Source organism: Tenacibaculum sp. SZ-18, assembly GCF_002813915.1.
Taxonomy (GTDB): domain Bacteria; phylum Bacteroidota; class Bacteroidia; order Flavobacteriales; family Flavobacteriaceae; genus Polaribacter.
Map to the genome: position 1 here is coordinate 327945 of NZ_CP019335.1, position 13423 is coordinate 341367.

At 30.6% G+C, this 13423-nt stretch carries 16 protein-coding genes; 6 read left to right on the plus strand and 10 right to left on the minus strand.

Annotated elements, in window-relative coordinates; genetic code table 11:
• The 3 genes from BTO06_RS01515 to BTO06_RS01525 form a co-directional block, all read right to left on the minus strand.
• Positions 1-672: a type IX secretion system protein PorG gene (locus tag BTO06_RS01515; RefSeq protein ID WP_100923632.1), complete on the minus strand. Its 672-nt coding sequence runs from the start codon at positions 670-672 to the stop codon at positions 1-3.
• A 109-nt stretch (positions 673-781) separates the two neighbouring features.
• On the minus strand, positions 782-1681 hold the full coding sequence (locus BTO06_RS01520) for an NAD kinase (RefSeq protein WP_198517121.1): 900 nt from the start codon (positions 1679-1681) through the stop codon (positions 782-784).
• A 22-nt stretch (positions 1682-1703) separates the two neighbouring features.
• Positions 1704-2363 carry a CBS domain-containing protein gene (locus tag BTO06_RS01525; protein WP_100923633.1) on the minus strand — a complete coding sequence of 220 codons (660 nt, stop codon included), beginning with the start codon at positions 2361-2363 and terminating at the stop codon, positions 1704-1706.
• An 82-nt stretch (positions 2364-2445) separates the two neighbouring features.
• Between BTO06_RS01525 and BTO06_RS01530 the strand changes: the two genes are divergently transcribed.
• On the plus strand, positions 2446-3159 hold the full coding sequence (locus tag BTO06_RS01530; protein ID WP_100923634.1) for a pyridoxine 5'-phosphate synthase: 714 nt from the start codon (positions 2446-2448) through the stop codon (positions 3157-3159).
• Between the two features lie 2 nt (positions 3160-3161).
• Entirely contained in the window at positions 3162-3932 is a 771-nt protein-coding gene (locus BTO06_RS01535; RefSeq protein ID WP_100923635.1) for an alpha/beta fold hydrolase, read from the plus strand.
• 54 nt (positions 3933-3986) lie between these two features.
• Here BTO06_RS01535 and BTO06_RS01540 read toward each other — a convergent pair whose 3' ends face one another.
• The 4 genes from BTO06_RS01540 to BTO06_RS01555 all read right to left on the minus strand — a co-directional run bounded on the left by BTO06_RS01540 (position 3987) and on the right by BTO06_RS01555 (position 6440).
• Entirely contained in the window at positions 3987-4667 is a 681-nt protein-coding gene (locus BTO06_RS01540) for a hypothetical protein (RefSeq protein WP_100923636.1), read from the minus strand.
• Positions 4668-4776: 109 nt separating this feature from the next.
• A complete protein-coding gene (locus BTO06_RS01545) occupies positions 4777-5580 on the minus strand; it encodes a TerC family protein (protein WP_100923637.1) in 804 nt (267 codons plus the stop codon).
• Between the two features lie 85 nt (positions 5581-5665).
• Positions 5666-6220 carry a hypothetical protein gene (locus tag BTO06_RS01550; RefSeq protein WP_100923638.1) on the minus strand — a complete coding sequence of 185 codons (555 nt, stop codon included), beginning with the start codon at positions 6218-6220 and terminating at the stop codon, positions 5666-5668.
• Positions 6221-6245: 25 nt separating this feature from the next.
• On the minus strand, positions 6246-6440 hold the full coding sequence (locus BTO06_RS01555) for a hypothetical protein (protein WP_100923639.1): 195 nt from the start codon (positions 6438-6440) through the stop codon (positions 6246-6248).
• Between the two features lie 485 nt (positions 6441-6925).
• On the opposite strand from BTO06_RS01555, the gene BTO06_RS01560 reads away from it, so the two are divergent.
• Together BTO06_RS01560 and tig are read left to right on the plus strand one after the other, a co-directional pair.
• Positions 6926-7270, plus strand: a complete 345-nt coding sequence (locus BTO06_RS01560) for a phage holin family protein (protein WP_100926684.1) — start codon at positions 6926-6928, stop codon at positions 7268-7270.
• Positions 7271-7379: 109 nt separating this feature from the next.
• The gene (gene tig / locus BTO06_RS01565) at positions 7380-8702 is read left to right on the plus strand and encodes a trigger factor (RefSeq protein ID WP_100923640.1); all 1323 of its coding nucleotides are present in this window, start codon (positions 7380-7382) and stop codon (positions 8700-8702) included.
• 70 nt (positions 8703-8772) lie between these two features.
• On the opposite strand, the gene BTO06_RS01570 is transcribed toward tig, so the two are convergent.
• Positions 8773-9234 carry a Na(+)-translocating NADH-quinone reductase subunit F gene (locus BTO06_RS01570; RefSeq protein WP_100923641.1) on the minus strand — a complete coding sequence of 154 codons (462 nt, stop codon included), beginning with the start codon at positions 9232-9234 and terminating at the stop codon, positions 8773-8775.
• A 65-nt stretch (positions 9235-9299) separates the two neighbouring features.
• Between BTO06_RS01570 and BTO06_RS01575 the strand changes: the two genes are divergently transcribed.
• The gene (locus BTO06_RS01575) at positions 9300-10658 is read left to right on the plus strand and encodes a DEAD/DEAH box helicase (RefSeq protein ID WP_100923642.1); all 1359 of its coding nucleotides are present in this window, start codon (positions 9300-9302) and stop codon (positions 10656-10658) included.
• A complete protein-coding gene (locus BTO06_RS01580; protein ID WP_100923643.1) occupies positions 10655-11020 on the plus strand; it encodes a Na(+)-translocating NADH-quinone reductase subunit F in 366 nt (121 codons plus the stop codon). Before BTO06_RS01575 ends, BTO06_RS01580 begins: the two co-directional genes overlap by 4 nt.
• Positions 11021-11792: 772 nt before the next feature.
• Here the strand turns inward: BTO06_RS01580 and BTO06_RS01585 are convergent.
• Both BTO06_RS01585 and BTO06_RS01590 read right to left on the minus strand, forming a co-directional pair.
• Complete coding sequence (locus BTO06_RS01585) at positions 11793-13064, minus strand: DUF6734 family protein (RefSeq protein WP_157811703.1); 1272 nt, start codon at positions 13062-13064, stop codon at positions 11793-11795.
• A gap of 78 nt (positions 13065-13142) precedes the next feature.
• Positions 13143-13373, minus strand: coding sequence for a hypothetical protein (locus tag BTO06_RS01590; RefSeq protein ID WP_100923645.1), 231 nt, complete (start codon positions 13371-13373; stop codon positions 13143-13145).
• Positions 13374-13423: the final 50 nt, after the last annotated feature.

The window sequence follows — 13423 nt, forward strand, 5'->3', positions numbered from 1 at the left end:
TCATTCGTTATCAGCGTAGCATGCCGGTCTTCCAAAAGTATATACTAATGAGAATCCCGTAAAAGTATAAAAATCATTACCATTACCTCCAAAATTTAGCGAAGTAATTTTATCCGTAGTATAATCAATATCATCTGTAAAAGTCAGTCTTACAGCTGATTCAAAAGCAAAAGCTAAATGGTCAGTTATTCTTCCTTTAACCCCGATTCCTATTGGTATTGCTAAAGAAATATCACTTGTAAATTGAACATTCCCTCCAACGACAGACTCAGGAGTTTTGTAATTATATGCTGCTACTTGAGCCAGTATATAAGGAGTAAAAGTATGACCCAAAGAACGAACATTGTATTCAAAAAAGTTGAATTCTAATCCAGCTGCTAATTCGTGAATTGTATTGTTAAAACTAAAGTTCCTTTGTTCCCTTAATATGTCATCAGATTCATTATCATTACCGTTTACAGGAAGTGTATTATAATTCGCTCGAATAGCGATTCTTGGATTAAAATTGTATTTGTAAACTAATCCTCCCGCAAATTTATTTGGAAAAATATAATTAGTCCTTCCTATATCCCCAATAAAATTAGAGCCCCCTAAGAAAACACCAACCTCATGGATTTGAGAATACGAAACACTTGTTAAAAATGTAAATAATATTAATATATACCTCCTCATTGTTAGAAATAGCGTGCAAATATATGGAATTGAATTTGCTTTAAAAAGTTAATAATCTGTCTTTTTGATTAACTTCTTTTTCAGAGAATTATTGTAGTGAAAGTACCTTTTAAGAAGAGGCTTGATTTCTTATGTCTTCACCCCACAATAATTTTTTGCGTAATGTTTTTAAATATGATTGATCTTCTAATTGTATAGTTTTAATGGTAAAAGGTGCTTTTTCAATGTATATTTTGGTCTCTTGTGGAACCGTAGTTATTCTTGAATCTAGAGAAATTAGAAAATCTTTCTCTCTTGCACTAATCTCTAATTGAATAGTTGTTTCTTCTGGAATTACAATTGGTCTTGCGTTTAAATTATGCGGAGCTATCGGAGTAATAATTAAACTTGTTGAGTCTGGTAAAATTACAGGTCCATTGCAGCTTAATGAGTAACCTGTTGAACCAGTTGGTGTCGCAATAATTAAACCATCTGCCCAATAATTGGTTAAATACTCTTCGTTTAAGTATGTTTTTATACCAATCATGGATGTGGTATTTCTTCGAGCAATAGTTATTTCATTTAAGGCAAAGTTTACATCAGAGAATGTATTGGTTTCAGGTGTTGTTTTCAATTGGAGTAATGTTCTTTCTTGAACACTAAATTTTCCCTTCATTAAAAGATCAATGGCTTCTTTTATTTCTTTTTTCTGAACAGTTGCCAAAAAGCCCAATCTACCCGAATTTATTCCTAAAATTGGAATTTTTAAATCTCTGACATAGGTAACTGCTCGTAATATTGTTCCATCACCACCAACTGAAAATAAAGCATCAAATGAATCTGATAAATCGTCAAAACTAGCAAATACAGGATATTTTTTGTTTAGAAGATCGTGTTGAGAAAGTAGTTCGTAAAATTCTTTTTCTATAAATACCACGACGTTATACTTTTCTAATGCCTTTATTAAGGCCTTGATTTCTTTCTCGCTCGATAAGGAGTAAGATTGCGCGTATATTGCTACTTTTTTCAATCGGTCTTCTATTAAATTTAATTTACATGTCAAGATATTTCTTGAAGTAGTTTGCTCTATCCTTAAGTTCTTCTAAAAACATATCATCTTCTAATTGAGAAATAACGTTATAATCATACCTTCGGAAGGTTTGAATAATCTCATTCATTTCCTCAGAAGAAATTTTTAATGTAATTTCAACATTATCTACCGTTTCTCTTGAAACATAGAGCCCCAATAATTTAGCTTTATTGCTTTCTACAATTTGTGCAACTTGACTAATGGTAAAATCTGCTTTCGTTTTTGAAACAATTAACGTTATATTATCGTTATGCATAAACGGACTATCAGCGAAAACATCTAGAATATCTCTTAAGTCATAATATCCAAGGTATTCTTGTTTTTCATCCAAAACTGGAATGATATTACAGTCGTTTTCCGCAAAAAGAGAAATTAACTCTAGTAAAGAAGATTTTTTATCCGCATGAAAATGTTGAATCAAATGAATATATTCATGTAAAGCAGTGTCTTTGTTTTCTATGGTTTGGATGTCGTCCTCAGCGAAACATCCTATCAACTTATTGTCCTTTACAATTGGTATATGTGTAATGGGTAAATGTTCACACAATTGTAATGCACTACTTACAGAATCTTCTGAAGTAAGTGCTTTAATTTCTTTTAAAATGTAGTCGTTAATATTCATAGATACAAACGTAAATATTCATTGATACGAATATAGTTTAAAAACTTTTAATAGGTTATTTTTGTATTCTTAAAATACAGAGATGACAAAATTAAGTGTTAACGTTAATAAAATAGCTACCTTAAGAAATTCAAGAGGAGGTAATGTGCCGAATTTATTAAAGGTAGCGTCAGATATTCAAAGTTTTGGAGCTAATGGAATTACAATTCATCCAAGACCAGACGAGCGTCATATTCGTTATCAAGATGCTTATGATTTAAAACCAATTGTTTTTACAGAGTATAATATAGAAGGTAATCCTATTAAAAAGTTTACAGACTTGGTTCTAGAGATAAAACCAACTCAAGTGACTTTAGTTCCTGATGGAGAAGATGTACTTACCTCAAACGCTGGTTGGGATACTGTTAAGCATCAGTCATACTTGCAAGAAATAGTTGCTGAATTTAAAAATGCAGGTATAAGAACTTCAATTTTTATAGAAACAGATTTAAGATTAATTGAAGCTGCAGCAAAAACAGGTGTGGATAGAATTGAGTTGTATACGGAAGATTTTGCAAAGGAGTTTGAAAGAGGGAATAAAGATGCTGTAAATCCTTACACTCAAGCTGCTGTTTTGGCAAATGAATTAGGTTTAGGTATAAACGCAGGACATGATTTAAATCTAGAGAATATTGAATTCTTTAAAAATAACATTCCAAATTTAGCAGAAGTATCTATAGGTCACGCGTTAATTTCTGAAAGTATTTATCTTGGGTTGGAGAATGTGGTAAATATGTATTTAGATCGATTGAAATAGTCATGGAGAATATCTTACATTCTAAAGTGGTTGGCGAAGGAAAACCATTTTTAATTCTACATGGTTTTTTCGGAATGGGAGACAATTGGAAAAGTTTGGCAAATAAATTTTCAGAGGAGAATTTACAAGTACACTTAGTTGATCAGAGAAACCACGGAAGGAGTTTTCATTCGGATGAATTTAATTATGATGTATTGGTTGAAGATTTAAAGAATTATATCGACTATCATAAATTAGAAAAGGTAATTTTATTAGGTCATTCAATGGGAGGAAAGACCGCAATGTTATTTGCTACAAGATATCCTGAGTTAATTGAGAAGTTATTAGTTGCGGATATAGCTCCAAAGGAATATCCACCGCATCATCAAGATATAATTAGAGCTTTAAACTCTATTGATTTTGCAATTCATAACTCACGTAAACTAATTGATGAAAAATTGTCGGAGCTAATTCCTGAAATCGGTGTTCGACAGTTTATTCTAAAAAACACCTATTGGGTTGAGAAAGGTCAACTAGGCTTTCGTTTTAATTTAGAATCGTTAACTGAGAATTATAATGAAGTAATTGTAGGTTTACCAACAGGTGCAACCTTTGAAGGTGAAGTTCTATTTTTAAGAGGAGGGAAGTCACAGTACATTCTAGATCAAGATGCTCCTTTGTTAAGCGCACATTTTTCAGATTATAAGCTTGTTACTGTGCCCAATGCCGGACATTGGCTACATGCAGAAAATCCGAAAGATTTTTATAAATTGGTGATGAACTTTATACAATAAAAAGCATCTTGAAAAATAACAAGATGCTTTTATATTCAAGGAATTTTCAAAAATCTATCCCCTTCTGTCTTCTCTTCTTTCTATTCGATCTTCGATCATTTCCTTTTTATCTTCAACGATTTCTGTCTTTGTTTCGGCGATATCTGCTGCCATAGTTTGAGCAAATTCTTGAAGTAGTTTAGAGTTTGTAATTAATTGATGTTTTCCAGGCGCTCTTTTTGCTAAGAAATTATATTTTTTAATTGCTTTCATAATTTCTTTTTGACGGTCAGTTCTTTTAATTTGTCTTGTTAAGTCTCTTCTGTCATCTTTTTTGTCCCTTCGGTCATCTCGTTTGTCGCGAACATCATCTCTGTAAGCTCTTCTTCTACTGTTCGTGTGATTGGAAGCTTCTCTCTGTGAACGACCCAACTCTCTTCGACTTTGTTGTAATTCCTTTTGATCTTGTCTGATTTTACGTTTACTTTCTTTGATTTCACGTTTCATATCAGATAAAATTTCAGCTTTTAGTGATTTCACAAGTTTATTATCATGTTCAATAAACGCTTCCTCAAATGCATTAATCTTGGTTTTAAAACTTTTGAGTTGTGCAATGTCTTTTTTCAACTGTTTTTGATTCAAGAGCATTGCTTTGTTGTTATCAATTGCTTCTTTAGTATTACCTAAATTTTGGGCGCTTAAAGAGCTAGTTGCTGCAACTAAAACTCCTGCTAAAATGGATTTAATTACTCTCATAATCTAACTTGTTTTTTAATAAGACAATAAAAATGTAAAATGGTTTAATTAAATAAATAAAGAAGCCAGTATAATTATATACTGGCCTTTTATTATTTTTTTCACGAAACTAGTTTTCACTATTCTGTTCAGCGAATATTTTCTTTTGATAACGTCCTTGAACAATGTCAGTAATTACTAAAATCACAATTACAAAGTAGAAAGTTGTTTTACTCATTGGTTCAATTGGGTTTCCAAATAATTTAATATGGGCTAAGTGGCCACCTTCTGTTACTAACATAATTCCAACTACGAGTAATATGAATAGTCCTAGTACCTCATACATTCTGTTTTTAGCCAAGAAAATTGAAATTTTATCAGCTAAGAAAAGCATTAAAAGTCCACTTATTACGATAGCAATAGCCATAACAATAAAAGCAGTCGTTGAATTTTCAATTTCACTAGTCAAACCAATGGCTGCTAAAATAGAATCGAAAGAGAATACTAAATTCATAATAACAATACTTACAATGGCAGCATTTGCTGATTTAGTTCTTTTTCCGTCACCTTCCACATTATGATCTAAGTCTTTTATAGAAATCATATGCCAAATTTCTTTAATTGCAGTGTAAATAATGAATCCACCTCCAGCTAATACAATTAAACTATGACCGTTGAAAGCAAATTTCACAACATTATCAATTCCTCCTGATAGGAATGCAAAAGGCTCTTGAAAGAAATCAATAATAGAAACCAAAACAAAAAGTAAAACAATACGTAATCCAATGGCGATTAAAATTCCTGTTTTACGAACGCGTTTACGCTCTTTTTCTGGTGCTTTTTTAGATTCTAAAGAAATGTATAATAAATTATCGAATCCTAATACAGCTTGAAGCATTACAAGCATTAATAGAGTAAAAATGATTCCAACCATTTGTGAAAGTGTTTAATTTTTTTGCGCTAATTTATAGGAAATAATACAAAGTTTCAAAGTGGAGTTATATTCTGTTTCGAAATCATTAGTTGTCTATTTTTTTTACTAGCCAAGAATGAGTTCCCCATGTTTTATAAAGTTGAGAGAACTTTATTTTAGGTAGTTCATTTTCTGATAGAAGTATTTCTTCTAAGCCGCGAACAAAATCAAAAATATCATTGGTTAGTTCTATGTGAGTTTGAGGATATTCGTCTGGATCGTAATAATAAGTTTTATCTTTATGCTCTCCTTTTAATCCTAATAAAATTCCTCCAATTGTGCAATATCCTACAGTTAAGTAATCAATGTCGTCTTTTTGTTCAATTTCTTTAGCAAATAACATGGAATCTTCAATGGAATTAAATCCTGTAAAATCGATTTCTGGTTTTAGAGTGTAACTATAATAGGTTAGATATCTTTCGTCATTATGATCTGGATGAATATAAGTTTCATAACTTAAAGAATTGTTTCTAAGTAAGAAGTTTTTAGCGAATATTTTATAAATAGGAGGTATTTCAAGATTGTACTTTTTCTCCAAATTAATCAAATTGACTTGATCAGAAATACTTCTTGACCTTAATAGTTCGAAACCTTTTTTCATGAATGTTCTATAGGTTAACTTTTCTTTATATTTTGATCGTGTTTCTTAAAATTGTAAACCATTCCATAATTATTTTGTGAAAATCACTCGTAGGAAGGGTAAGGTCGAAATGCTCAAAATCACTTCCGATTAACTTTGTGTTTAGTTTTTCAACATAGGCTAAACCTACAACATCAGCTCTAATATCATTAAAATCAAATACTTCATTAATTACTAACATAAGTTCAGGTAATAAATCTTCCTCAATGTCTTTGATTTTATCCCAAAAAGATAGAAAATGAACTAAAATTTATTTGCTACTATCTTCAGAAGTAACGATATTGTTCTTAATAGCAAGATTATACTTTTTGAAGATGCTTTTCATTAGCAGTTCAAGTATTGTTATGAAAAATTTATCTTATTTAAAATAAAGTTATTTCGGATTATTGATTATTTGTTTTTGCTCATTTCTTTTATGCTAAGATTTAAGTATTTTACGAATCTAAATACTACATAGAATAAAAAGATAATAAAAACGAAAGAGATTAATTGACCAATTATTAATCCGAAACTGTAATCATTATAGGTTTCCATAATTTTTTTCGTAAAAATAAAACTTTCTCTAAATTAAGTGCCATTTTTTACATGAATTTCAAATACTTTATGCCAAAAGTTCTTGTTTTTGAGTTTGGTATAGTTTTGGTCATTAACAAGAAAAATAAAAAAATGAAATTTCTAACAAAATTATTATTAACGGCATTCGCAGTATTGGTTTTGTCAAATTTATTAAGAGGAATTGTTGTGGATAATTACGTTACGGCTGTAATAATCGCATTTGTAATTGCTATACTGAATATGTTTGTACGTCCAATTTTGATAGTGCTTACACTACCAGTTACCATCTTAACACTAGGTTTGTTTCTACTAGTTGTAAATGCTATTATTATTTTAATGGCGGGAGAATTAGTTGAAGGATTTTACGTAAAAGGATTTTTTACTGCACTTTTATTTAGTGTTTTATTGTCAGTATTCAGGTCGGTTTTATTCGGTTTGCTCAAAGAAGAAAAATAGAATCTATTAGTTTTATATAAGTATCTTTATTTCAATTGTATAAAATGCTTGTTAGACTAATTTAAAAATAGTAATTTTGCACCCAATTTTTTAAGAAGATAATAGTCAAATGAATATTACAAAAGAAAACGTAGACGCATTAAATGCCATTGTGAAGGTTGATATTGTTGCTGAAGATTATAAAGACAAAGTAACAGAGGTTTTAAACGATTACCGTAAAAAAGCAAATATTCCTGGATTTAGAAAAGGAAATGTTCCTATGGGTATGGTAAGAAAGCAGTACGGTAAAGCGGTTATGATTGACGAGGTAAATAAACTTTTACAAGATAGTTTAAACAAGTTCTTGGTTGAGGAAAAATTAGACATCTTAGGAAATCCATTACCAGTTGTAAAAGACGATTTTTCTTGGGATACTGATAAATTTTCATTTGAGTTTGAATTAGGATTAGCTCCAGAGTTCGATGTTGATGTAAAAGGTAAAAATAAGATTACTGAATATAAAATTGTTGCTACTGATGAGTTAATCGATAAAGAGCTTGAAAATATTCAAAACCGTTACGGTAAATTAATCACTTTAGAAGAAGGTGAAGAACATGCAAATGTAACAGGTACTTTTTTAAATGAAGAAAAGGAGATTAACAAAAAATCTACGTTCTTAGTAAACGATTTAAAAGGAAAGAAGAACGAAAAAAAATTCATCGGAGCAAAAGTTGGTGATGTTGTTGAGTTAAATACCAAAAAACTTTTTGAAGAAGATGTGAAATTAGCTCCAGCATTAGGTGTTACTAAAGAAGTAGCTGATGAGTTAGATGTAACAGTAACTTTCACTATCGAAGAAATCAGCAAAACTGAACCAGCTGATCTTGATCAAGATTTATTTGAAAAGGTGTTTCCAGACGGAAGTGTTACTACGGTAACTGAATTAAAGGAAAAAATAAAGCAAGATGCTGAAGGACAATTTCAACAACAAGCTGATCAACAATTATTAAACGCAGTAACTGAGCATTTTATTGATAGTACTAAATTTGATTTACCAGCAGAATTCTTACAAAAGTGGTTACAAACTGCTGGAGAAAAAGAATTATCTGAAGATGAAGCTAAAGAAGAATATACTAAATCTGAAAAAGGATTGCGTTACCAATTAATCGAAGGTAAGATTATGAAGGATAACGATATCAAATTAGAGTACCCAGAGTTATTAGATTACACTAAAGGATTTATTAAAGCTCAAATGGCTCAATTTGGTAACTTGAACCCAGAAGAGGAGGAGTTAAACAATATTGCTGGTAGAGTTCTATCGAATCAAGAAGAGGCTCAACGATTACAAACTCAATTAATTTCACAGAAATTATTAACGTTTTTCAAGGAAAATATGAAGTTTAAGAGTAAGGAAGTAAGCTACGAAGACTTTATTAAAGAAGTTTACAAATAGTCTTTACAATGAAGAGATAAAAAAAGCCAATGCATTCGCATCGGCTTTTTTTATGTTTTAATTAAAATGTTTATTCATAAATCACGTCAAATTGATAAACAGGATCTTCATTTTCAAATTGAAATATTTTAGAGTAATCCATCACATTATTTATTCCTTCTAGTTCACATAAGTACCGAACAACTGCATTGAGTCCATTAAAGAGATTATCTTTATCGGTACTGTTTTTTGGTTTAGGATTGTAATGACTTAATGGAACTACAAAACCACAAGCTTCTAAAAATATTTTTTCTATTTGTAATAATTCTAATGGGGTATAACCATTAAAACGTCTTCCCAATTTTTGATGGATGTTACCTACATAATTTAATTCCGTAGATCCGTGCTCATCAGATAAGTGTTTCCAGCTATCGTGATTATCTAAAATATTACCAACAGCACAAGCTGAACAGCATTCTGGGTTTAATTGATTGTTATGAAAAGCGTTGTAGAGTTTGATTAGGGCTTGTTCTAAACGTTTTGGTGTCGTCATATCTTCATCATTTATCTCTCTAAATATACAAAATATTGGTTGTACCTTTGCGGAAATTAAGTTAAATGACAACTTTCGAAGAATTAGATTTATCGAATCCATTAAGAAACGCAGTTCATGATTTAGGCTTTGAACATCCAACGCCAATTCAAGAAGAAGCATTTCCTGTTGTGAGATCAGGAAAAGATATAGTAGGAATAGCACAAACAGGTACTGGTAAAACTTTTGCTTACATTTTACCTGTTCTTAGAGATTTAAAATTTTCAAAACAATTAAATCCTAGAGTATTAATTCTTGTACCTACACGTGAGCTAGTATTGCAGGTTGTAGATGAAATAGAAAAGTTGTCAAAATATATGACTTTACGGGTTCTCGGTGTTTATGGAGGTGTAAATCTGAATCGTCATAAACAGGCTGTTGCCGAAGGATGTGATATTATTGTAGCAACTCCTGGTAGATTATATGATTTAGCGTTAAGTAGAGTTTTGAAGATGAAATCTATTCAAAAGTTAGTGATCGATGAGGTTGATGTAATGTTAGATTTAGGTTTTAGATTTCAACTTTTAAACATTTTTGATTTACTTCCAGATAGAAGACAGAATATTATGTTTTCTGCTACCATGACTGAGGATGTAGAAACTCTAATTGATGATTTCTTTATTGCTCCTAAAAAAATAGCCATTGCCGTAAGCGGAACTCCGTTGGATAATATTGAACAAACATGTTACAATGTTCCCAACTTCTACACAAAAATGAATCTTTTAAATTTCTTATTGTTTGATAAAAGTGAGTTTGATAAAGTTTTAATCTTTGCGCCCAATAAAAGAAATGCAGATCGTATATTTAACTTGTTAGAAGAAGAATTTCCTGGTCAAAATTGTGTTATTCATTCTAATAAAACTCAGAATTACCGTATAAAATCTATTGAAAATTTTAATGAAGGAAAACATAGAATTTTAATAGCTACAGATGTTATTGCGCGTGGTTTGGATTTACAAGAAATTTCACATGTCATAAATTTTAACCCTACCAATTACCCAGAAAATTATATGCATCGAATTGGACGTACGGGTAGGGCCGAGCATAAAGGTAAATCGATATTATTAGTTACGGAAAAAGAACAAGAGGCGAAAAAAGGAATTGAGGAATTAATGAATTATGAAATCCCTTTATTAGAAATTCCAGAACCAGTTGAAATCTCAAAACAATTAACTGAAGAAGAGCGTCCGAAAGAAGATCAGTCACAATCAAGAAATAGAAATTCCCAAGAGTATGTTCCAGGTCCTGCTTTTCATGAAAAGAAGGAAAAGAATAAAAAGGTAAACCTTGGTGGGAGTTATCGAAGAGAAATAGCAAAGAAATATAAAAAACCAAAGACAAGAGGAGATAAAAATTTCAATAAAAGAAATAAAAAGAGAAAATGAGAGTCTTAACAGAACAAGAACTACATAACTTAGCCATGAACATTGCTGGTAAAAAGTTAGAAGAAATGGGTTATGAATTTGTTGCAGTAAACAGCGAATTGAAAAAGCATCCTCAATTTGTTCTTTTCAAAAAAGGGGAACGTACAATTTTTGTTTTAGTGAAAGCTACAAATAACCTTCAAAATCCAAATGATTACGATACTATTTGGATGGAAACTTTTAAAGCTCATGCAAAAGAACGCAACGCAGAGGTTTGGTTCGCTGGTGTTGGTTTGGCAAATGCAGAGAGTATTGATTTGCCTGTTTTGAAGGATCAACCATATTATGTTGCCTTTGAAAACTTCTTAAAATTAACTAGTTAGCAGTTTTTACTATGTAATTTAGGTGGATTTGTTATCCAAATATGTTGATTTTTAGGCTTTTGATACAAAAAGGGGCGAAAACCTATGAAAATCAATGAATTGTGTCTTATCTTTGCACTGGGATTATTTTAAATTATTAACATCATGGGGAAATTATTACTTAAAAGAGTAAATAGTTTTTTTAAGAAGTTGTTTACAACTTTATCTGAGTTTGGAAGCGGAGCTAGCTACGCAATCAGACATTAAAAAAAACAAAACTATTTTACGAAATTCACCTACTATTAGAAAAATAGTAGGTGTTTTTTTTGTTTGATATAACAATCCATTTACTTCATGACATAAATAGTTGTACACTTTTCGAGTAATTACGTATACTGAGTCTAGTGATGTAGGTTTCAAATTAATTGAAAACTATTGTTCTAGGTAAGGTTCAGGAATACATTCTGAATCTTTAGAAGTTAGATTGTATTACATAAGTGGGACATAACCTCAAAAATAATTATTGATATCGGACAAAAAATTTTAGAACGATAATCTCTTTATTATCATTCCGATGCGATTTAGCCATCCAAGGAAAGTCTGGTGAACTGATCTTTAACAAAGAGAAATCCTTTTCTGATTTGTAAATTATAATGAAAATTATTTGCTGAGTCTTTTGAGATGCCTGTTTGCATTGCAAGAAGTCAGTTTATATTTCTTTATAAAACTATATTTAGAAGAGCATGTAGTACCTGGTTTACAAAAACTTTTTGGTGTAATTATCAATGATTGGTTAGTTTTTAACTTCTAGTATTTCTAGAAGCACATATTTATCCATAACAAATGAGATTAATTTTGATTTTAATTCTTCGGAATTCATGTCTTTTAGAAAATCTTCATCTTTACATAGTTCGGTATGTAATTCTTTTATAGATGTAGGGGTTTCAAAATATAATATTATAGCTAACCAATCTTTTATTTCTTCTTTTTGTAATGAACCGTTCTGTGGTAATGAGTAAGAAAGAAAGTATTTTTCTTCTTCATTAATTATTGCTACATTTTTACTCAGAGAGAATCTAGTTTCGAAAATATCATTTATTGAAACTGTTGAAAGCCAGTCGTAAATTCTAAACAGATTGTTCATTCTTTCCACTGAAAAATCACATTCGAACTCTTCTTCTGGAAACGTTGCTTTTAAATTTTCGATTAAATCATTGTAATAAGTTGGAAAGTGATATTTTAATCTAGCTTCTAACTGTTCACAAGCGAAGATTGATTTTTTCGCATACCCAATACAATGAACATAACTAGATGAAACTGGTACAGTATGAAAATTGATTACTTGGGAGAAATCTGAATCTACCTTGTTTAAATAGTATGATATAGGAATCTTTTTCTTTTGAGCTATTGCAAAACCAAGTTGTTGCTCAAAAATAGTATTGAAGATGCCAATATCTATTGTATTTAAGAGATGCTCGTTTTTATGTATGAAATCAAAGGCTCTGTCTTTTAATTGTTTAAAAAATGAATAATTACTTCCGCCAATAATTCCAGCATTAAAGGCTTGTATGTTTTGATTTTGATAAAGTACGTTTATGAGTTCAGTAGGAATCCAATCAAATCTTTTCAGAATTTCATTAAATGCATCTTGATAAGCTGGGAAATTGACTTCTAAATTCTGAGTAAATAATTCTGAAGAGGTTAATTCAGAATCGAATTTTCGCCAGATATAAACATCTGTATCCGCATGCAAAAACGGTTTATCCTGCTGTGCATAAGTAACGATTTTTCCAAGTGCCCAAAGTTTTGGGTTGTAAGAGTTAATTTCCTCCAGTGTAACATGTACTTTTGTGTATGGAAGTTTCAATTGATCTAATAAAAGTTTTTTTCCGTGAGTGTCAGTGTAAAGCTCTACTTCTGGATAAAACTCTTTAAATGATAAACAACTTAAAGCTTGACTGAAGAAAGAATATTTCTTTTTTAACCATCCGCCTTTATATCTTGAATTTGGGTCATCTGATTGATTCATGCTTGGTTTAGACCAAAAGCTTTGAATTATTTTCATAATTTAATTTGGAATATATAACAGAATATGAGGTTCTTATAAATATAAAAACCTCATTGTATTTACTTTGCGGTTGGTTTATTGCCAGCAGAATAACGCCGGGTTAGGTTTATAAATGTATAATCTTCTTCCAGAACTCGTAGTTGGGCAACCTTGTTTAAATGCCCAGCCTGCTGTATTCCCAACTCCACCACAAATGATGAATGAACAATTTCCAGTAAATGATCCATCGTAACCACCAATAATAGTTTTTGTTTCTTTTTTACTTAGAACTGTCGCTTTAATCTGTTTTAAAATGTCTTTTTTCATGATTTGATTGATTTAAATGTTACCTACTCTTAAGCTTTTCGGTTTCCGCT

Bases quoted from the DNA above. Each gene is read 5' to 3' on its own strand.
- BTO06_RS01515 (WP_100923632.1), bottom strand. From the start codon at position 672: ATGAGGAGGTATATATTAATATTATTTACATTTTTAACAAGTGTTTCG.
- BTO06_RS01525 (WP_100923633.1), bottom strand. From the start codon at position 2,363: ATGAATATTAACGACTACATTTTAAAAGAAATTAAAGCACTTACTTCA.
- BTO06_RS01530 (WP_100923634.1), top strand. From the start codon at position 2,446: ATGACAAAATTAAGTGTTAACGTTAATAAAATAGCTACCTTAAGAAAT.
- BTO06_RS01535 (WP_100923635.1), top strand. From the start codon at position 3,162: ATGGAGAATATCTTACATTCTAAAGTGGTTGGCGAAGGAAAACCATTT.
- BTO06_RS01540 (WP_100923636.1), bottom strand. From the start codon at position 4,667: ATGAGAGTAATTAAATCCATTTTAGCAGGAGTTTTAGTTGCAGCAACT.
- BTO06_RS01545 (WP_100923637.1), bottom strand. From the start codon at position 5,580: ATGGTTGGAATCATTTTTACTCTATTAATGCTTGTAATGCTTCAAGCT.
- BTO06_RS01550 (WP_100923638.1), bottom strand. From the start codon at position 6,220: ATGAAAAAAGGTTTCGAACTATTAAGGTCAAGAAGTATTTCTGATCAA.
- BTO06_RS01555 (WP_100923639.1), bottom strand. From the start codon at position 6,440: ATGTTAGTAATTAATGAAGTATTTGATTTTAATGATATTAGAGCTGAT.
- BTO06_RS01560 (WP_100926684.1), top strand. From the start codon at position 6,926: ATGAAATTTCTAACAAAATTATTATTAACGGCATTCGCAGTATTGGTT.
- tig (WP_100923640.1), top strand. From the start codon at position 7,380: ATGAATATTACAAAAGAAAACGTAGACGCATTAAATGCCATTGTGAAG.
- BTO06_RS01570 (WP_100923641.1), bottom strand. From the start codon at position 9,234: ATGACGACACCAAAACGTTTAGAACAAGCCCTAATCAAACTCTACAAC.
- BTO06_RS01575 (WP_100923642.1), top strand. From the start codon at position 9,300: ATGACAACTTTCGAAGAATTAGATTTATCGAATCCATTAAGAAACGCA.
- BTO06_RS01580 (WP_100923643.1), top strand. From the start codon at position 10,655: ATGAGAGTCTTAACAGAACAAGAACTACATAACTTAGCCATGAACATT.
- BTO06_RS01585 (WP_157811703.1), bottom strand. From the start codon at position 13,064: ATGAAAATAATTCAAAGCTTTTGGTCTAAACCAAGCATGAATCAATCA.
- BTO06_RS01590 (WP_100923645.1), bottom strand. From the start codon at position 13,373: ATGAAAAAAGACATTTTAAAACAGATTAAAGCGACAGTTCTAAGTAAA.